Source organism: Acinetobacter entericus (assembly GCF_026168575.1).
Classification (GTDB): domain Bacteria; phylum Pseudomonadota; class Gammaproteobacteria; order Pseudomonadales; family Moraxellaceae; genus Acinetobacter; species Acinetobacter bouvetii.
Map to the genome: position 1 here is coordinate 1 of NZ_JAPEQW010000037.1, position 21,126 is coordinate 21,126.

The window sequence follows — 21,126 nt, forward strand, 5'->3', positions numbered from 1 at the left end:
GCCGTGAAAGGGCGATGTCCTAGGCCTCTAGACGATAGGGACGTTGCGAGGTGATGGCTATATTAGGGATTTTTAAAAAAGCTGTCAAACTTGAGAAGGCATTATTTTTAAAATATTGAATTGTTTGATTAAAAAATGAGAGATTTGTTTTGAGATGAGCAATTGAAAGGCGCGGCGGTTTTAAAGGGCTGTCGATCTTGCCATCCATCATGACGGGCTGAATAAACAAAGCGCAGCGGAGCCGCTGCGCTTTGTTCAGAGTCAAATTCATCAAAAGTTTATGATGAAAAATAGGACTGTTATTGATTTTTATTGTGATACAGCCAGTAATAGCTGGCATAGCATGCCGCCATAAACAGCAGGCAGCCGATAAAGCCAGACAGCATTTCAGGGTCAGCAGCCATGCTTAAGCCTGTGGCCGTACAGCAGATAAAGCCTAATATCGGCACCAGCGGGAACCAAGGTGTTCTAAATTTCAACTCACTGACAGTATGGCCTTGCTTCAGCCATTGGCAGCGGAAGTTGAATTGGCTCCAGCAAATGCTCATCCAGACAATCACCATGGTAAAAGCAGCCACGCCCATCAGGTTTTTAAAGATTACATCTGCGCCAAACTGTTCAGACAGCAAGCCCGGTAAGCCGCCAATCATGGTGACCCAAATGGCAACCACAGGAACGCCTGATTTATTCACTTTGGCAAATATGCGCGGCAGATGATTTTGTGCAGACAGTGCCCACATCATGCGGGATGCGGCATATAAGCCTGAGTTTGCGGTAGACAGTAAGGCGGTAATGATCACAAAACGGATCATGTCTTCTGCATAGGGAATGCCCATCAAGTTGAAAACTGAAACGAATGGGCTGCTGCTGAGTCCGCCGTGACCGCCGACATTTAAGCCCGCATCGGTATAGGTCAGCAAAGAACTGATGACGATAATGGTGCCGACAAAGAAAATCATCAAGCGCCATACGGCCGCATGAATGGCTTTAGGCACATTTTTTTCTGGGTTTTCGGTTTCGCCTGCCGCAATCCCAATCATTTCTGTCCCGTTAAAAGCAAAGTTCACGATCAGCAAGGTTGCAAAAAGCGGGAACAAGCCATTTGGCAGCCAGCCATGTTCTGTCAAATTGCTGAACAGCGGGGCAGAGGTATAGCCTTCAAAAGGAATCAGGCCAAAAATGCAGGCAAAGCCAAGCCCGATAAATATCAGCACCGTCGCCACTTTAATAAAAGACAGCCAGAATTCAGACTCGGCAAAGGTGCGTGTGGAGCTGAGGTTGGACAGCAGGACGCCTGCAGCGAAAATCAGGGTCCATAGCCAGATAGAAGTTTGCGGAAACCATTCCTGCACCAGTATGGCGGCTGCGGTAAATTCTGTGCCTAAAGTGGCAGACCAGCCGAGCCAGTACATCCAGGACACCATATAGCCCGTTCCTGGGCCAATGTAGTTGGTCGCAAACGCCCCGAATGATCCGGATACCGGTAAATGTACGGCAAGCTCACCGAGGCAAAGCATGACCATATAGGCAATGATGCCTCCAATAATATAAGCAAGGACAGCTCCTAATGGGCCCGCTTGGGAAATAACCTCACCAGAACCCATGAACAGGCCAGTACCAATGGCGCCGCCTAAGGAAAGCATAATTAGATGACGCGTGGTCATTGCGCGTTTTAAAGACGGCGTAGTCCCTTCCGCAGGCGGTTGCTGCGAAGGCTGAGAGGGGGATTGCATAGATTGAAGACAAAAGTTTTTAAAAACATATTTTATAGGTTCGTTATATGAAAAATCACATAAATCGGTTTTTTCTTATAATTTATATTTGACTATCAATAAAATAGATATAAATGTTCGGATTAGGCTTTTTGTTGAACTGCGGAATGCTGTTCGGAGGATGACTGCTTTTGTTCTGCCTGTTTAGTGCCGTCATCCCGGCTGATCATATAAATATATAGCGCGGCAGGAAATAAAATAAGTAAAACCAGCAGGATATTTTTCAGCATAAATATGGGGGAGATTGAAAAAAGCCCGCTCAGTATGGCGAAAATGTCGAAAAATAAACACGCGGGGATGTTTTTGCTTCACTTTATTTTGTTGCAGGCATACTAATTTTTAAAGGCTTTAAACACAAGTCAGTAAAGGGGGGGATAGGTATATTTATCAGAGAGGAAAACAGACAGCGAGATGATCAGGATGGGCTTTTAAATAGTGTGCTGTCTGTTTGAGAAAAACTCAAAAGCGCCGGAGCACTTTTGAGTTTAGTTTGAGGCCATTAAAACTTAAAAGTAACATCGGCAACAATTTGGCGTCCGATTTCAGATTTTAAATAATTGTCAGTACCTAGATATTTATTATGCCGATTGGTGACATTATTCATGGTGAGCCCGAACATGCCGCTGTAATCTTTAGAAAATTTATGAATATAGCTTGCGCGCAAGTCCCAACGCACAACACTTGGAACGTCCGTATCATCATAACTATAGATAATAGGTAAATCATTATACTGAATTTGATTTTTAGTTGGGATGCTGCTTTTGATCAAGCCATTATGACGCGGTTTATAAACTAAAAAGTTACTGATATTTAGACCTTCAAGCCTATTTGGTGTGAAATCCCAGCTCAATCGGGCAGTGATTGGGACATTGTAGTCACTTGCAGGAATATCATTGGTAGCAGTAATTTTTCCGTTATATAAAACATGTGAATATTCTTTTAACTCAACTTCATCGGCATCATTATAGTCTCGCTGAGTATCTGTATAGTTGAATGCAAAATTAACACGATGCTTGGCATAGAGTGCCTCTATGGGCGCGATATTGCCTAAGATAACAGTAATATCCTCAGAATTATATTCTTTGTTATTGGTATAAATGCGCGTCCATAAATCAGTGGCGTCTGGACGGGCTAAATAATACTGATCTTTATATTGGCGGTTGACATATTTCATTTGCATGCGCAAGTTATTGAGCTCAGCGCTTAAACCGATAAGCCATTCATCTGCATAAGGCAAATTAAGGTCACTGCGTTTGACATTAATGGATGAGGTATTTGCGCTTGAGATCCAGTCGCTATTAATATTTGTACGGGTATAGTTCTGCTTTAGCGAGTTGATTCCATCCTGTAGGTCAAAATTAAATAAGTAGCGGTCATAATAGCGGCTCCAGCCTGTACTCAGTTTTAAACGCTGATCTGCGAACGGCATATAGTGAAATGCAGTTCGTGGCGCCAAATTATGATTCTTGCTTAAGCTGTCGTAGTCATAGCGTAAGCCGATTGTTGCTTCCAGCGTATTCTTCCAATTGACTCGGTCTTCAGCATAGGCAAACCAAGAATCCTGCTGTACATCTAACTGTCCGTTGGTATGCACCGTCTTTTTAATGCTGAATTGTCCAGAGGTTCCTTTGCTTGGGATATAGCTCGGATCACATGCATCTGCAACTGTTCCGTCATTTTTAATACAGTTCGTGCCAAATTTTGATGGTACAAAATAAGCAGTAAAATCATTTGGTCTTTGCCATTGCGCTTCGTTATGGCTGAATCCTGCGCCGATATTGAATTGATGTGCTGTATTTAGAAATTGCAGGGGATTAAATTCGGCATGAGTATTGTATTCTAAGGTCTTTTGTTTGCTTAAAATGGTTCCAGATACACCTTCAGTCGCTGTGGTTGATGTTCCCCAATTTTTATCTTCTGACGTTAACCATGAATACTGGTCATTTGAGCTGCTGACTCTGTCATTTTGTTTTTCTTGATAACTGAGATTTTGCTTTAAGGTCACACCAATAAATTTTTTGTCTATATTTAAATTAATTGCATTGCTGTCAGAGGATTGATGAATTCCGTCAGACAGCGCATTTGATACAAACCGGAGCTTCTGATCATTTGCATGCTGAAGTCCTAATTTAAACGAAAGATCTTCGCTTGGATCATAAAACATGTCTAATGAGGCATTATCAACTTCACGTTCTTCATTATAAGGGCGGCCATCTTTAAGCTGTGATGCCGATTTAATGTCTGCAGTTCTTTGGCTAAGTCCAAAGTCTAAACCGAAGTTTTCCGTAAGGCGGCCATACGTGTATAGACTGAAACCTTGCTTGGTATAATTTTTTTGGGCATCGGCTTCAGTTGGATCATTAAATTCGGCTTCTTCATCTGTATCGATATAATTGAAGCGGTTCCAGTTTGAATTGGTGTAATCATAATTCACTGATCCGTGAATTTCGCCCACTGCTGTTTTAGGGGCACATGTTGTTGCGCTAATGACGCCGCCTGTAAATTTACCGTATTTCGCGCTGACATTACTGTCTAAGACTTCCAAATTGCATAATAAATCTGTGTTGATCGTAACAGCTTGAGATGTTCCATCTAAATCAGCTGTGTTGTTGAGTGAACTTGTTCCTGAATATGGATTGATATCATTGTTGAAGCTCATGCCATTTAATAGAAAGCTATTGTTATAAGGCAGGGCGCCATGGATAGACATATCCGCTGCGTTGATTTCAGCTTGGCTCGCTGCATTGTTGTTTTTATTAGAAAATTGAATATTCGGATTAACTTTTAAAAACTCGGAAATAGTTTTCTGTGTATTCGGCGTTTTTTCTAAATCTTCTTTACTGTAAGTGGTTTGCCCGACTTCATTTGCCTTTTCTGCCTCTACGATAATGGTATTTAATTTCACTTCGGGCTGTACGGCTGCATTTTCGGCATCATTTGCATATGCGATAGGGCAAAGCGCAGAAAAAATAGCCAGAGCAAGTGGAGAGTGGGTAAATCGCATAGGTGGTAAAGTTGATATAAATAGTAATGCGATCGATTATCATTAACAATATTAAATTAATCAATACAAATGAGACTTATTTTTAATACAAAAAAACGATTTCATTCAGAAGAAAAAACGATTAATCGAGGTTTTTATAAGGTCAAAAAAAAGCCCTGCTGGCTTAAAATTTGAATCTGGCAACATGCCTAATATGTTCAAATTTTAAGCCAGCAGGGGCTGCAATTATTTCTCAGCGCTTAGGATATTGAACAAACTTGGGCCAAGTTTGTTCAATATAAAGCAGAATAATTCAGCAGTTTTCTGTGTGTCATACAATGCAGAATGCGCTTCTTTGCCGTCAAATTCAATGCCAGCCTGAATGCAGGATTTAGCTAAAACAGTTTGGCCAAAAACCACAGCGCTTAAGGTGACAGTGTCAAAAACAGAAAAACTGTGGAACGGATTCTGATTTTTGGTTCCTGTACGGGCAATGGCTGCCTGTACAAAACCTAAATCAAAATGCGCATTATGGCCCACTAAAATGGCATGTGTGCAGCCTTGCTGGCGGCGTACTTCATTGACGGATTTAAAAATGCGTTTCAATGCGGACTTTTCATCTTCAGCCATGGCCATACGCATAGGATTAAACGGATCTACGCCAATAAAGTCCAAAGATCTGCGGTCTAAGTTTGCGCCTTCAAATGGGTTAATATGCGCATGGTGCGCTTCGCCCGGCACAAATTTTCCTTCTGCATCATACACAATCGGTATGGCTGCAATTTCCAATAATGCATCGGTCTGTGAATTAAAGCCTGCAGTTTCAACATCAACAACGACAGGCAGGAATCCACGGAAACGCTGACCAATTACTGGTAGAGTTTCATCTGTCACACTTTTCTCCATTGAATGGTTTTACCCGCATGCAGCGGAATAATCTGTTCACCATCCAAATAGTCTAAACTTTCAGGAATCACTTGATCTTCTTTTACCAAGGTAATGGTATTGGTATTACGCGGCAGGCCGTAGAAGTCTGCGCCAAAATGGCTGGCAAAACCTTCCAGGCGTTCAATTTTTCCGACTTGATCAAATGCTTGAGCATACAGCTCAATTGCGTTAGGCGCACTATAGCACCCTGCGCAGCCGCATGCATTTTCTTTAGCATTTTTTGAGTGTGGCGCGCTGTCAGTCCCTAGGAAAAATTTAGGGCTGCCGCTGGTGGCGACTTCAAGCAGGGTTTGCTGATGCGTTTGGCGTTTTAAAATCGGCAGGCAGTAAAAATGCGGTTTAACGCCGCCCACCAGCATGTCATTGCGGTTAAACAATAAGTGCTGCGGTGTAATGGTGGCAGCCACATTGCGGTCATGCTCTAAAACAAAATGCGCAGCTTCGCTGGTCGTAATGTGTTCCAGCACCAATTTCAGTTTAGGAAACTGCTTTAAAAGCGGAGACAGCACTTCATCTAAAAAGCGCTTTTCACGGTCAAAAATATCCACATGGTTATGTGTAACTTCACCGTGCAGCAAAAGCGGCACTTGGTGCTCTTCCATTTGCTCAATGACGCCATAGACTTTACTGATGTCACTGACGCCGCTGTCAGAGTTGGTGGTTGCGCCGGCAGGATAAAGTTTGATCGCGTTGACGTGTTCAGACTGCTTGATTTTCAGCACTTCACTTGGCGCAGTATTATTGGTGAAATACAGCACCATGCGCGGATCAAAATTTACGCCTTCAGGCACATGCGCCATAATTCGTTCACGATAAGCATTTGCTTCTTCAACAGTTTTTACAGGCGGGACTAAGTTTGGCATGCAAATCGCGCGCGCAAACTGTTTGGCTAAATCTGGAACCGTGCGTTTTAAGGCTAAGCCGTCACGAAGGTGGGCATGCCAGTCATCTGGCTGAAGAATAGTAATCGAGTTCAAGGCGATTTCAAACTTGGAAATAAAATAGATGATAATGCAAAAAGTGTGAAAATGGTAACGTGTTTTAAAGACAAATGGCGTGCGTGATCTAAATAATTTGAAAAAATTGTGTTATTTTAAGGGCACTAAAATAATTAAATAAATCGTGGCAATGGAATACAAGTACAATCTTGCAAAATTGCAATATGATAAAGAAAAATTAGAAGAATTGATTGCACGCCAAAGCCGCCGTGTCGGACAGGTTTTTCCTAAAAAGCTGGAAACTCAATTTTGGATTACAAATTTAGACCGCGCCCGCGACAATATTAATCAATACGTCTGGATCGGGGTATTAACCTATTTTATTTTGACTTTGCTGATGATTCCTGGGGATTACTGGATCATTGAAAAAGCGTATTTCAGCCATGATTTTGTTCGCTGTTTGGCGGGATTAGTGAATGGCGCTTTATGTCTGGGGCTGCTCTATGTGTTTGCTCATTATAAAAAATTGAATCATTATTTTCCGCATGCCTCCATGGTTATAGTATTTTGGGCTGTGATTTCGATGTCGTGGCTGACCATGACCGTTTATACGCCGGCTTTAAAGCATCAAGCCATGATGATCATCTGCATGATTTACATCTTGGGCTATATTTTGACGGGCGTTAAGCCTGTGCATATGCTGATGACAGGCTTGATGGCGGCAATGGTTACGATGATGATGCTGTTTTCCCTGTATGTGAAGTTTGATGCCATGGTAATGGGGCGGGTGCTGATCGGCAGCTGCGTGCTGGGCTTTGTAATCAGCAAAATGCTTTGCGCGCGGGAACGGATGATTTTCCTCAGCATGCTGCGGGCGGATATCAGTGAGAAAATTCACCGCATACACACCACCGAGCTGCTGCACTTAAGCCAGCATGATGAACTGACTAAAATTTCCAACCGCCGGACCTTTGATGAAATGCTGGATACCTGTTATGAACAGGCCAAGCGGGATGAAAGCGCCTTATCTATTTTATTTATCGATGTCGATCACTTTAAAAACTACAATGATTTTTATGGGCATCAAAAGGGCGATGATGTAATTTCATCCATTGCCAAGACCGTTAAAAATGCGATTCGCCATATGGACTTTGTTGCGCGTTATGGCGGTGAGGAATTTGTGGTTCTCTTGCCTGAAACTGACGCACATGGCGCTTATGCCGTTGCGTCTAATATTTATAAAGCCATTGACCGTTTAGAAATTCCGCATGCAAAATCCACTGTGTCCAGCCATGTTACGATCAGCCTAGGCATTACGGTGTTCCGCGGAGAAGAGCTGTCGAAAGAGGATTTGCTGTCTATAGCCGATCAAGCGCTGTACCGCGCTAAGCAGCTTGGTCGTAACCAAATCTATTATCAATCTATCCGCTCTGCGCAAGTGGCTTAATTAGGCTTTCAGCTTTTCATTCTCAGAATTGATGCTGCCGATAGTGTTTACAGCTGTTTAGGCAGAGGTTCAAATCGGGCGGGTGGCAGCATATATTGCAGAAACTTTGCCGCCAATAAAAAACCGCTCATGTGAGCGGTTTTTTATTGCAAACAAATAATTATTTGTTTTTATCTTTCAATTGCGGAACCGCTGAACCCGTACCAACGGCAAGCAAGCCAGCGCCAGTGTAGATGCCTAGTTTTGCGCGGGTATCTGTGATGTCTAAGTTGCGCATCGTCAATTGACCGATACGGTCAGCTGGACTAAACATAGAATCACCTTTCTCCATTGTCAAACGCTCAGCTTCATAAGTGAGGTTAGGAGATTCAGTGTTCATGATGGTGTAGTCATTGCCGCGGCGAAGTTCTAAAGTCACTGTACCAGTGACTGCTTTCGCAACCCAGCGCTGCGCAGTTTCACGAAGCATCAGCGCTTGAGAGTCGAACCAGCGGCCTTGGTAAAGAAGACGGCCTAAACGCAAACCGTTGATTCGGTATTGTTCAATGGTGTCTTCGTTGTGAATACCAGTTACAAGACGCTCATAAGCGATGTGAAGGAGCGCCATGCCCGGTGCTTCGTAGATGCCGCGAGATTTTGCTTCAATAATGCGGTTTTCGATTTGATCCGACATGCCCAGACCGTGACGGCCGCCGATACGGTTGGCTTCAAGAATGAATTCAACAGGATCTTCAATGCGTTTACCGTTCAAAGCAACAGGGAAGCCTTCTTCAAAAGTCACAGAAACTTCTTCAGCTTTAACTTCTACGTCATCTTTCCAGAATGCAACGCCCATGATTGGGTCAACAATTTTGATGCCTGCATTGAGGTATTCAAGATCTTTCGCTTCGTGCGTAGCGCCCAGCATGTTCGAGTCAGTCGAATATGCTTTTTCTTTTGACATTTTGTAGTCAAAGCCATTGTCGATCAGGAACTGTGACATTTCTGCACGGCCGCCTAATTCGTCAATAAACGTTTGGTCTAACCAAGGCTTATAAATTTTAAGCGCAGGGTTGGTTAATAGACCGTAGCGGTAGAAACGCTCAATATCGTTGCCTTTGTAAGTAGAGCCGTCACCCCAAATGTTAACGTCATCTTCTTTCATTGCGGTAACAAGCATAGTGCCTGTAACTGCACGGCCTAATGGCGTTGTGTTGAAATATGGCACGCCGCCGGTAGAAATGTGGAACGCGCCGCATTGAATCGCCGCAATACCTTCAAGAGCAAGCTGTAAACGACAATCAACTAAGCGTGCTTTTACTGCGCCATACGCTTCCGCTTTGCGTGGAATCGCATCGTAGTCGTCTTCATCAGGCTGCCCCAAGTTTGCTGTATAAGCATAAGGTTCTGCGCCTTTTTGTTTCATCCACAAAAGAGCAGCTGAAGTATCTAGACCACCAGAGAAGGCAATACCAACTTTTTTGCCAACAGGGACATTCTGCAAGATAGTTGCATTATCAGTCATTGTTAATCCTAACGATATTAAAATAGGCACCTTAAAAGGGTGGCCCGAGAGAATATATATTTCTTCAATGATATCACTTTTTGGCGCATTTTTTTTCTGAAAAAATTCGGAATAGGCAAAAAAACAATATGAAGAATAGATTTTATCGAAGAAATAGAACGAAACAGATGCAGTCCAGTAAAATTAGCTTATATATGCAGCATTAAATGCGGTATTTATAAAAATTAGACCGCATTTATTGGGTTGGGCCTAATGCAGGGGATGCGGGTGCGGCGGGCAGCTCAATGCAGGATATAAAGCCGGAAAACTCGGCTGTATACGCGCTAAGAGAAAAATAAAAAAAGAGTCAATAACAATCGTCCAAAATCAGCTTGGCCGATAATTCAATCGCAAAAACTCAATGTCGGTCTGTTATCAATGCATTATGCAGCGGCCTGCTTATTCATTGCTGATATGATTGATATAGGGGTTTTTCAGCATCATTTGATGACAGTCAACCATATGCCGCACAGCAAGTACAGATGGAGCTCAAATCAGCACGATATTGATCTGCTTTTTGATCGCTGTGATTACACGCGGCCCTTCCAACAGGGACTTGTTTATTCGAAAGAAAACAAATACAGCAATCGCCATCACAGCTGATCATTCAATCCCACAAACTGCTTCTCAATGGGTGTAAATACATGATCATTCCGTGCGATCAAATATAAACCGATATTGCGGTATTGTTCAGGGATTTCCATATAATATTGAATGTTAAATTTCTCGATCAGTGATTTGGCAATCATAGAAATGCCCATGCCAAGCTGAGTAAATTGAATCAGCGCCTCATGGTCAAAAATATGTGTCGTTTCACCTTTTTTAATCTGATAATCAACACAAATTTGATCTAAGGTTGTGGAATAGCAGCATTGCTCTGAAGCTAAAAGAACATTTTGCTGATGAATGCAGTCGGCAACATTGTCATGGTTAATGACATTTTTCCCAATCAGCACCAGATGGTCATCCGCTTTGTGAATGTACTGCAGATTCTTCTGCTTTGGATGCCCCAGTACATAAGCAATATCTAAATTTCCCTGCAATATTTCATCTTCAATAAAGCCTGTCGCTCCTGTTTTTATAGTGATTGAAAGATCAGGATAAGTTTCATAAAGCTGACTAAAAGAGGGGTAAAAACGCATGCCGCCTAAGCTGGTATTGGTGCCAAAACGTAAATATTTTTCTTGCTGATAAATTTTATTTTCAGTTTCTTCCCAAGTGAACATCATTTTTTTGTATTGCTTATAAAGATTGATGCCTGACTCAGTCAGTTCTACACCTTTAGGCTTGCGAATAAAAAGCTGACGGTCATAGTGATTTTCAATTTTTTTGATTTTAGCCGTCATATTGGATTGCAAATAATTGAGCTTGTGCGCGGCAGCGGTAATGCTTTTAAGCTCTGCTACGGTAACAAATGATTTGATATCACTCATATCGATATTCATTTTGCATCCTCAAGTATCGGTTCAGGCAGGGTTCACCAATGATTAAATCAAGACATCAAAAAAAATGATGTATAGATTAAAACATAACATTATTCATGATGTCATTTGTTATTTACACTGCTGGAACTTTCCATCTGTTGAGTGCAGCAAATGAATATTAAAGTTGTGAGTGCCATTGCCTTGCTTTGTCTGGTCTGGGGATCTTTATGGGGATTGGTCAAGCACAGCCTGCAAATTTTTCCGCCGTTTCTATTTATTTCAATGCGTTTGATTCTGGCGGCACTGACGCTGATTGCTGTACAGTTGCTGTTGAAAAAGTCTGTACTGCCTGCACAAGGGGAATGGAAAAAGCTGATTACTTCTAGTTTGATGATCTGCATTGGTTTCTATGCGACACAGACATTTGCCATGCAATTTGTAGATTCTGGTTTATCTGCAGTTCTGGTATTTACCATGCCGATTTTTATTGGCGTCTTGGCACACTATATTTTGAAAGAGCGCCTAAATACGCAAAAAATCATTGGACTGCTGTGCGGGACATTGGGCCTAGCCGCCATTCTATGGCCGCAGCTGCACCATATGCATTTGAATTTGGCCTTAATTGGCCAAGGCTTTTTGATTTTGTCAGGATTTTTTTGGGCCATGACGACGGTTTACGTCAAAAAGAATTTTGCAGCTTATGACAAAATGAAGTTGACGATTTGGCAAATGCTCATTGGCGGTTTCATCATTTTAATGGGCGCTTTGGCATTTGAACCCGTAGATTTTAAGGTGTGGCTCAATCCGCTGAATGACTCGATTCTGTTTTATATTGCGGTGATTGGGACCGGTTTTGCTTTTGCGCTCTGGAATTGGATTGTGAGCCAGGTCGATACTTTTGTCGCTTCAATTTCAGTGATGTGCATTCCAATACTGAGTTTGTTTTTTGGACATGTACTGTGGCATGAACCGATCACAATCAATATTCTGATTGGAGCCGCTTTTATTTGTTCCGGCATTATTTTTAGTTCATTGAATTTTGCATCAAAACAGAATATTCGGCGCGCCGTGATGGAAAATCGGCATTAAATAGCAATGCGTTCACATTAAAGCTATAAGTTGCTGATATATTAGTATTGGCAACTTCCTAGGATTTAGAAAATGAATAAAATTTTTAAAGTATTGTTCTGGAAAATAATCGAATGCTGAAAAATGTTCAGTGAAAAACACGTCTCATAGGGGGATACCTGTTATGGCAATGAATAATTTACCGCCCTTATATCCGCATCCAAAAAGCAAGAACGAAACCTTAAGCTTGGTTCATGGCATCTATGCAGGGCTGCTGTTTTGCGCATTGGCTATTGTCTGGTATTTGGAATATCAGCAAAGCACGATGCCTATGATTGAATTGGCGGTATTAACTGTGCTGATGCTGCTGATGTTTGGCTTTAATGTTTTGGCCTGCATTCACGTTAAAAAGGGGAATAATGAAGGGCTGATTTTGTCACGGGTGATGGCTGTTCTTATGCTGCTGAGCTTTCCCGTTGGAACAGTGCTGGGAGTGTTTTCACTGTGGAAAGCAACAGCAAAGCAGTGGGAAAAGTAACAGCAAAAACCCTACTGTTTATCTGAATGGATGTACTCATTCAGTCAGAGGCTAAAGCGTTTAAAAATAATCTATCAATAGAATATTCATATTTTCAATGTGCAGGATAGCCAGATGGCTTTAAGCCTGATGTATAAATGGCGATCCATTTAGGCGGCGGGTTTGCAAAAACAGCCTCCCGAATTTTTTATTTTAGACTAAAGTATAATATGAGCAGGGCCGAAATTTTCTGACTCAATGAAAAATATTAAAAATTAGAGATTTAAATAATTTGATCTGAGTACCCCCCGCCTTAAAATCAGAGATAGGATTACGTTTTTAAGAAAAATATTGGTACGACCAATTGTAAATCATTCAATTAATAATTGATCTTTAATTCAACAAAAAGTACGATATTCTTGCTTGTGGTGATATATTTTTTAATTAATTAAATATTGGTCTTACCAATTATTGAGAAATAAGTGTTCGCTCAGACCTCTTTTAATTTTCCTGAAAGCATTTCAAGGAGATGACAATGCTTCAACAGTGGCAACAGATTTATGATCCGATGGGGAATATCTGGGTTTCCAGTGCCATCGCGCTCATTCCAATTATCTTTTTCTTTTTAGCGCTTGCTGTGTTCCGCATGAAGGGAAGCGTTGCCGGCACGATTACTGTCGTGCTTGCATTATTGGTGGCTTTATTTGGCTATCAAATGCCTGCACCGATGGCATTCGCTTCAATGATTTACGGATTCTTTTATGGTCTTTGGCCGATTGCCTGGATCATTATCGGTGCAGTATTTCTGTATAAAGTGTCTGTGAAAACAGGGCAGTTCGATATTATTCGTTCTTCAATCCTATCCATCACTGAAGATCAGCGTCTGCAAATGCTATTCGTTGGTTTTGCATTTGGTACTTTCCTTGAAGGCGCGGCGGGATTTGGCGCGCCTGTGGCGATTACAGCTGCGCTTTTAGTCGGTTTAGGCTTTAAACCGCTTTATGCAGCGGGTCTATGCTTGATTGTGAATACTGCGCCTGTTGCTTTTGGCGCGATGGGTATTCCTATTATTGTGGCGGGTCAGGTTTCTGGTGTAGAAACGCATGAAATCAGCCAAATGGTCGGCCGCCAATTGCCATTTATGGTGCCAATCGTATTGTTCTGGATCATGGCGATCATGGACGGCTGGCGCGGCGTGAAAGAAACTTGGCCTGCAGTGATTGTGGGCGGCGGTTCTTTTGCATTGGCGCAATACTTGACGTCTAATTTTGTCGGTCCTGAACTTCCTGATATTACTGCGGCAATTGCATCTTTGATTTCATTGACCATTCTTTTGAAATTCTGGCAGCCAAAACATATCTTCCGTTTTGCTGACGAAGATGCGTCGATTGATGAAAATCTTGCAGCGCAAAAAGCGAAAAAATACAGCATTGGCCAAATTGCCAAAGCATGGTCGCCATTTGCAATATTAACTGCAATGGTGACGATCTGGAGCGTAAAACCGTTTAAGGATTTATTCACCAAAGATGGCGCTTTGCATGACATGGTGATTTCGATCAAAGTGCCATTCTTGCATCAAATGATTCAAAAAATGCCGCCTGTGGTGCCTGAGATCAAGGACTACGATGCGATCTATAAATTTGACTGGTTCTCGGCAACGGGTACTGCGATTATGTTTGCGGCCATCATTACCATCATTTATTTAAAAATGAAGCCGAAAGACGCGATTGTGACTTTTGGTGAAACGGTCAATGAATTGAAAATTCCAATTTACTCAATTGGCATGGTGTTGGCTTTTGCATTTATCGCGAACTATTCAGGAATGTCTGCAACGCTTGCTTTAGCGCTTGCGCATACCGGTCAGGCATTTACATTCTTCTCTCCATTCTTGGGATGGCTAGGGGTGTTCTTGACGGGTTCAGATACCTCTGCCAATGCGTTGTTTGGCGCATTGCAGGCAACCACGGCACAGCAAATTGGCGTACCTGAAGTGCTGCTTGTAGCTGCCAATACCAGTGGCGGTGTCACAGGGAAAATGATTTCTCCTCAGTCAATTGCAATTGCCTGTGCAGCAGTAGGTTTAGTGGGTAAAGAGTCTGATTTATTCCGTTTTACGGTAAAACATAGTATTTCATTTACCGTGATGATTGGTATCATCATCACATTACAAGCCTATGTGTTCCCATGGATGATTCCTTGATTTTTCAAATCATGAATCCTCATGCGGTTGCACAGACCTGATGCAAAACTGAGGAAAGCAGATGAAAGTCTCTGACAAAGTGGTACAAAACCTGCGCATGCTGATTGAAAAAAACAGTATGCAAGTCGGAGACCGTCTGCCTGCCGAACGTAAGTTGTGTGAGCAGCTCGGTGTATCCCGTTCCTCTTTGAGAGAGGCCATTTCGCAACTGACCAGTACGGGCATGCTGGTCAGCAAAGTTGGAGCGGGGACTTATTTGCAGCAATTGCCTGCAAACTGGTCGCAAAATCAGATTGTCGAACCTTTAAGTAATCTGATTGATGAAGATCCTGCCTATCGTTTTGATGTGCAGGAAGCGCGGATGATTCTGGAAGGCGGAACAGCGTGGTATGCGGCACAGCGGGCAACGCCTCAAGACCTTGAAAAAATCCGCTATTGTTATGATCAGATTAGCCGTTTTCAAGTTTTGGGTGATGATGATCAAGCCTCGATGGCAGATGCAGAGTTTCATCTGGCCATCGCAGAAGCGTCTCATAATCTGGTGTTGATTCAGATGATGCGCAGCTTGTTTGATCTGTTGCAATTCAATGTCGTTTTAGGGCGTCGTAAAGTCTACACCGAAGCCCGCCGTTATGATCAGTTGCGTGATCAGCACCTACAGGTGATGGATGCAATTGAACGTCGTGATCCCGAGGCTGCACGCGCTGCAGTCTGTGGACATATCGAATTTGTAGTACAGCAGGTACGGATGATTGATGAGGAAGAAGCCCGTCGTCAGCGTGCAAGCCGATTGAACAGGATATAAAATATGATTATTTCTTCTGCAAATGACTACCGTGAAGCCGCGCGACGTCGTTTACCGCCATTTTTATTCCATTACATCGATGGTGGGGCGTATTCGGAATACACCTTAAAACGCAATGTGGAAGATTTATCAAAAATTGCGCTGAGACAGCGTGTTTTAAATGACATGTCTCAGCTCAGTTTAGAAACAAAATTATTTGATGAAACCTTGTCGATGCCTGTTGCATTGTCACCTGTGGGTTTAACAGGCATGTATGCGCGCCGCGGTGAAGTGCAAGCCGCCGTTGCAGCAGATAAAAAGGGTATTCCTTTTACGCTATCGACTGTTTCAGTGTGTCCGATTGAAGAAGTTGCACCTGCAATCAACCGTCCGATGTGGTTTCAGCTGTATGTGCTGCGTGACCGCGGCTTTATGAAAAATGCCTTGGAGCGCGCCAAAGCTGCAGGCTGTTCTACCTTAGTCTTCACCGTGGATATGCCTGTACCGGGCGCGCGTTACCGTGATGCACACTCAGGCATGAGTGGGCCAAATGCCGCCATGCGCCGCTATATGCAGTCGTGTTTCCACCCGCATTGGGCGTGGAATGTCGGCATGATGGGGCGTCCGCATGACTTGGGCAATATTTCTAAATACTTGGGTAAACCAACGGGTCTTGAAGATTATATCGGCTGGCTGGGCAATAACTTTGACCCATCGATTTCATGGAAAGACCTTGAGTGGATCCGTGATTTTTGGGATGGCCCAATGGTGATTAAAGGGATTCTCGATCCTGAAGATGCCAAAGATGCAGTTCGTTTTGGTGCAGATGGCATCGTGGTGTCGAACCATGGCGGCCGTCAGCTGGATGGCGTATTGTCTTCTGCACGCGCTTTGCCGCCAATTGCAGATGCCGTGAAAGGCGATATTAAAATCCTTGCTGACTCTGGTATTCGCAATGGTTTGGATGTTGTGCGCATGCTGGCATTGGGTGCAGATACTTGTATGCTCGGTCGCGCATTTGTCTATGCTTTGGGTGCTGCGGGCGGTGAGGGCGTTTCGAATCTGCTAGATTTGATTGATAAAGAAATGCGTGTGGCGATGACGTTGACGGGCGCGAAAACCATTGCGGATATTACGTCTGATTGTTTGGTGAAGTTAGAAAAAGAGTTGGTTGAATAATTACTTTTGATAGTGAATCCCTCCCTTTTGTAAAAGTGGGAAATGTTATTTGATTCAAATAGCGATACTCCTTCTCCCTGTGGGAGAAGGTTGGGATGAGGGGAGGAGTTTATTCCTTCATTTAATTGAAAAGCACCTCTCCCTAACCCTCACTTGCGCTGAGTTTTAAAGCAGTGCTTTAAAACACGCTCAGGAGAGGGAACTATCTAATTTAGGTATTGAAAAAAATAGAAGACATACGACCATGACTACCCAATCATCACAAACCATTCAAAACCTCATCAACATTGTCGGCAAACTGCACGTTTTGATAGATGACAATGACACGCGTCTGTATCGTCAAGGTCGCCGTTACGGTTCAGGGCATGTCTTGGCTGTCGTCGTACCAGGAACTTTGCTTGAACAATGGCAAGTATTGAAAACTGCGGTGGATGCAGATTGCATCGTGATTATGCAGGCGGCCAATACGGGTCTAACAGGGGGGTCAACACCATTTGGCGATGATTATGACCGTCCTGTGATTTTGATGAGCACCCGTCGTTTGGCTGGCATACAAGTGATTAATGAAGGCAAGCAAGTGATTTGCTTACCGGGTGCAACATTAGACAAGCTTGAAAAAGATTTGGCGCAATTCAATCGTGAACCGCACTCGGTGATTGGTTCATCCTGTATTGGCGCATCGGTTTTGGGCGGCGTGTGCAATAACTCAGGCGGGGCATTGGTGCGCCGCGGTCCTGCCTATACGGAGCTTGCACTGTATGCGCAAGTCAATGCATCAGGTGAATTGGAGCTGGTCAATCATTTAGGTGTCAATCTTGGCAATACGCCTGAAGAAATCCTCACAGCGCTGGAAAATAAAAACTATCAAATCAATGATATTGTGAATAACTCAAGCTGCTGCGCATCAGACCAGCGCTATTCACATGACGTAAAGCAAGTTGATGAAAATACGCCTGCACGCTTTAATGCCGATCCAAGCCGTTTATTTGAAGCTTCGGGTTCAGCGGGTAAAGTCTGTGTCTTTGCCGTGCGCTTAGATACCTTTGAAAAGATTCCAAGTCAGGTGTTTTATGTAGGAACCAATTCACATGATGATTTGACGGAAATCCGCCGCTTTTTGCTGAAAGACTTGCCGCGCTTGCCGATTGCAGGTGAGTATATTCACCGTGTTGCTTATGACATTGGTGCAGAATACGGCAAGGATACCTTTATGTTTATTGAGAAATTCGGTACGGCAAAAGTGCCTGCTGCATTTGCTATGAAAGATAAAGTCGATGGCTATTTGGAAAAACTTCATTTACGCGGTTTGTCCGATAAAGTCTTGCAGCTGGTGACCAAATTCATGCCGAATCATTTGCCGAAACGCATGAATGAATTCCGTGATTTGTATGAGCATCATTTGGTGATTCGTATTGAAAATCAGGATGTGGATCAGGTTGAACGTTATTTAAAAGATTATTTCAGCAATCGAAATTCAGGCAGCTCTTTCAAATGCAGCGATGAAGAAGAGCGTAAAGCATTTCTGCACCGTTTTGCGGTGGCAGGCGCTGCAATCCGTTACCGTGATACACACCGTTCGGAAGTGGAAGATATTGTGGCACTGGATATTGCGCTGCGCCGTAATGACCGTGAATGGGTGGAAACTTTACCGAAAGCCATGGATGAGCAAATTATCCATAAATTGTATTACGGGCATTTCCTGTGCCATGTGTTCCATCAGGATTATATTGTCAAAAAAGGCGTAGACCTGTTGGCGATGGAACATGAGATGTGGCATTTACTCGATGACCGTGGCGCTGAATATCCTGCGGAGCATAATGTCGGGCATTTGTATGTGGCGAAACCTGCGCTGAAAAATCATTATCAAAAGTTGGATCCGACCAATAGCTTTAATGTCGGGATTGGACAAACCAGCAAGCTCAAACATTGGAAATAACAGCCTGCAGGGTGGCTGCGCCTCTTGAAGCTTGTTTGATAAAAAGCCCATCATTTTAATGATGGGCTTTTTATTTAAATGTTCCATGTCATCGATTTGACATCCTATTTTGTATAGCATTGACCGAAGAAGCGCAGAATATTTTTTAAATTGTCATCCCAAAATTTATAAAACCCGCTAAAGTAGTATGCAACAAGTTGCAAAGCCAAATACAAGGATTCATGATGACAACTAGCTATGCAAATATTTTAAAGCCGCTGCATTTAGGCTTTACGACCATTAAAAACCGTGTAGTCATGGGTTCTATGCACACTGGCTTAGAAGACCGTTTTTATAATTATCCTAAATTGGCAGCTTATTTTGGCGAACGCGCAAAAGGCGGCGTAGGCCTCATTATTACGGGCGGCATTTCGCCAAACCGTCAAGGCTGGCTGCTGCCTGCGGGCGGCACGATGAATACTTTGGGTGATATTGCGCCGCACCGCTTGGTGACGCATGCTGTACATAAGCATGGCGCGAAAATTTTAATGCAGATTCTGCATGCAGGCCGTTACGGCTATCAGCCTTTTGTGGTGTCTTCCAGCCCAATTAAATCGCCTATTTCGCCATTTAAGCCGCGGCAATTGAGTGATAAACAGATTTTAGACACGATAGACGATTATGTGCGCTGTGCAAGCTTAGCTCAAAAAGCGGGTTATGACGGTGTGGAAATTATGGGTTCAGAAGGCTATTTGCTGAATCAGTTTTTGAGCCGCCATGTAAACCAGCGTACAGACCGTTGGGGCGGGCCGATTGAAAACCGGATGCGTTTTGCCGTGGAAATTGTCAAAGCCATCCGCGCTAAAGCAGGTGAGAAATTTATTATCTGTTTTCGCCTGTCGATGCTGGATTTAGTGCATGACGGCAACACAATGGATGAAGTGATTACAGTTGCCAAAGCTTTAGAGCAGGCGGGTATTACTTTGTTGAATACAGGCATTGGCTGGCATGAAGCGCGTATCCCCACCATTGTGACGTCTGTGCCGCGTGCAGCATTTGCGGATTATACGGCAGAAGTGAAAAAGCATGTGGCTATTCCGGTGATTGCCTCTAACCGCATTAATATGCCAGAAACTGCCGAAGAAATTTTGGCTGCGGGCAAGGCGGATATGGTGCAAATGGCGCGTCCGCTCTTGGCCGATCCATTTTGGGTGAATAAAACAGCGACTAACCGTGTCGATGAAATTAATACCTGTATCGCCTGCAACCAAGCTTGTCTGGATCACACTTTTAAAAACCAGCGCGCCACCTGCTTGGTCAATCCGCAGGCGGCATTTGAAACGGAATTGGTTTATCTGAAAACGTCGAAGCCTAAACGCATTGCGGTCATCGGGGGAGGAGTTGCAGGCCTGTCCGCAGCTACGGTAGCGGCCAGCCGCGGCCATCAAGTTACTTTATTTGAAGCCGCTCATGAAGTTGGCGGCCAGTTCAATCTGGCAAAAGTTGTGCCGGGTAAAGAAGAGTTTCATGAAACCATCCGCTATTTCAAAGTGCAGATTGAAAAAACTGGGGTAGAGCTTCGTTTAAATACGAAAGCCAACCGCGAACAGCTGGAACGAGAAGGTTTTGAAGAGGTGATTGTTGCGACGGGTGTGGTTCCGCGTGCACTGCGTATTGAAGGCAGTGATTTACCGCAAGTCTTGTCTTATGCAGAAGTATTGCGCGGTGCGCCCGTTGGACAAAAGGTGGCTGTGATTGGTGCAGGGGGCATTGGCTTTGATGTGTCTGAGTATTTATTGAAACCCGAGCATCAACCTCAGCCGCAGCCGCTTGCAGATTGGCAGCGTGAATGGGGGGTCGATCCAAACCCGAACTATGTCTCGGAAGGCGGCGCGACAGTAGCCGAAGTTCATCCGCCTATTCGTGAGATATATTTATTGCAGCGTAAAACTTCAGCCCTTGGGGCGGGGCTGGGTAAAACTTCAGGCTGGGTACACCGTGCGCAGTTGAAAAAGCATCAAGTGCGTATGCTTCGCGGCGTACAATATAAAGCTGTGACGGATGAAGGTTTATGGATTGAACTGGGCGGGTATGATCAATTGCTGCGTGTGGATACCGTAGTAGTATGTGCAGGCCAGGAGTCAGTTAAAGAGTTAATGCCTGCAGCGCCGGAAAAGACCTTAGCAAATTACCATATCATTGGCGGTGCAAAATTGGCTGCAGAATTGGATGCTAAGCGCGCTATTCGCGACGGCGCTGAATTAGCAGCCCAATTATAATTTTTTTGGTTAAACAATATGCATTTGAATGGCTTAGTTTCATTTATTACTTGTCATCATCGGAAAAGAGCCGTATCATGACGCCCATGGAAGCGTGGCAGAGCGGTTTAATGCACCGGTCTTGAAAAC

Annotated in this window: 15 protein-coding genes; 8 read left to right on the forward strand and 7 right to left on the reverse strand. The window is 43.6% G+C overall.

Going from position 1 to position 21,126, the window contains the following annotated elements; translation table 11 throughout:
• Positions 1–19: 19 nt before the first annotated feature.
• The 5 genes from OKC24_RS17440 to pyrC form a co-directional block, all read right to left on the reverse strand.
• Positions 20–340, reverse strand: a complete 321-nt coding sequence (locus tag OKC24_RS17440; RefSeq protein WP_131276306.1) for a hypothetical protein — start codon at positions 338–340, stop codon at positions 20–22.
• Positions 300–1,733, reverse strand: a complete 1,434-nt coding sequence (locus OKC24_RS17445; RefSeq protein WP_131276305.1) for an amino acid permease — start codon at positions 1,731–1,733, stop codon at positions 300–302. Before OKC24_RS17445 ends, OKC24_RS17440 begins: the two co-directional genes overlap by 41 nt.
• A gap of 538 nt (positions 1,734–2,271) precedes the next feature.
• Positions 2,272–4,776, reverse strand: a complete 2,505-nt coding sequence (locus tag OKC24_RS17450; RefSeq protein WP_265466059.1) for a TonB-dependent receptor plug domain-containing protein — start codon at positions 4,774–4,776, stop codon at positions 2,272–2,274.
• Between the two features lie 225 nt (positions 4,777–5,001).
• Positions 5,002–5,661, reverse strand: a complete 660-nt coding sequence (gene rnt / locus OKC24_RS17455) for a ribonuclease T (protein ID WP_265466060.1) — start codon at positions 5,659–5,661, stop codon at positions 5,002–5,004.
• Positions 5,646–6,680: a dihydroorotase gene (pyrC, locus tag OKC24_RS17460; RefSeq protein ID WP_005008452.1), complete on the reverse strand. Its 1,035-nt coding sequence runs from the start codon at positions 6,678–6,680 to the stop codon at positions 5,646–5,648. Before pyrC ends, rnt begins: the two co-directional genes overlap by 16 nt.
• 151 nt (positions 6,681–6,831) lie before the next feature.
• Here pyrC and OKC24_RS17465 point away from each other — a divergent pair, with 151 nt between their 5' ends.
• Positions 6,832–8,088, forward strand: coding sequence for a GGDEF domain-containing protein (locus OKC24_RS17465; protein ID WP_131276302.1), 1,257 nt, complete (start codon positions 6,832–6,834; stop codon positions 8,086–8,088).
• 160 nt (positions 8,089–8,248) lie between these two features.
• Here the strand turns inward: OKC24_RS17465 and argG are convergent, their stop codons facing one another.
• Positions 8,249–9,592, reverse strand: coding sequence for an argininosuccinate synthase (argG, locus tag OKC24_RS17470; RefSeq protein ID WP_130147686.1), 1,344 nt, complete (start codon positions 9,590–9,592; stop codon positions 8,249–8,251).
• Between the two features lie 632 nt (positions 9,593–10,224).
• A complete protein-coding gene (locus tag OKC24_RS17475; protein ID WP_130147684.1) occupies positions 10,225–11,076 on the reverse strand; it encodes a LysR family transcriptional regulator in 852 nt (283 codons plus the stop codon).
• A gap of 150 nt (positions 11,077–11,226) precedes the next feature.
• On the opposite strand from OKC24_RS17475, the gene OKC24_RS17480 reads away from it, so the two are divergent.
• The 7 genes from OKC24_RS17480 (at position 11,227) to OKC24_RS17510 (ending at position 20,997) form a co-directional block, all read left to right on the forward strand.
• Positions 11,227–12,144 carry a DMT family transporter gene (locus tag OKC24_RS17480; protein WP_130147682.1) on the forward strand — a complete coding sequence of 306 codons (918 nt, stop codon included), beginning with the start codon at positions 11,227–11,229 and terminating at the stop codon, positions 12,142–12,144.
• 163 nt (positions 12,145–12,307) lie between these two features.
• On the forward strand, positions 12,308–12,661 hold the full coding sequence (locus OKC24_RS17485; RefSeq protein ID WP_130147680.1) for a hypothetical protein: 354 nt from the start codon (positions 12,308–12,310) through the stop codon (positions 12,659–12,661).
• Between the two features lie 508 nt (positions 12,662–13,169).
• Positions 13,170–14,840, forward strand: a complete 1,671-nt coding sequence (gene lldP, locus OKC24_RS17490) for an L-lactate permease (RefSeq protein WP_171457754.1) — start codon at positions 13,170–13,172, stop codon at positions 14,838–14,840.
• Between the two features lie 61 nt (positions 14,841–14,901).
• Positions 14,902–15,645: a transcriptional regulator LldR gene (gene lldR, locus OKC24_RS17495; protein WP_130147676.1), complete on the forward strand. Its 744-nt coding sequence runs from the start codon at positions 14,902–14,904 to the stop codon at positions 15,643–15,645.
• Positions 15,646–15,648: 3 nt separating this feature from the next.
• Complete coding sequence (gene lldD / locus OKC24_RS17500; RefSeq protein WP_130147674.1) at positions 15,649–16,803, forward strand: FMN-dependent L-lactate dehydrogenase LldD; 1,155 nt, start codon at positions 15,649–15,651, stop codon at positions 16,801–16,803.
• A gap of 244 nt (positions 16,804–17,047) precedes the next feature.
• Complete coding sequence (gene dld / locus OKC24_RS17505; protein WP_265466062.1) at positions 17,048–18,739, forward strand: D-lactate dehydrogenase; 1,692 nt, start codon at positions 17,048–17,050, stop codon at positions 18,737–18,739.
• A 221-nt stretch (positions 18,740–18,960) separates the two neighbouring features.
• Positions 18,961–20,997, forward strand: coding sequence for an NADPH-dependent 2,4-dienoyl-CoA reductase (locus OKC24_RS17510; RefSeq protein WP_171457753.1), 2,037 nt, complete (start codon positions 18,961–18,963; stop codon positions 20,995–20,997).
• The last annotated feature ends 129 nt before the right edge of the window (positions 20,998–21,126 follow it).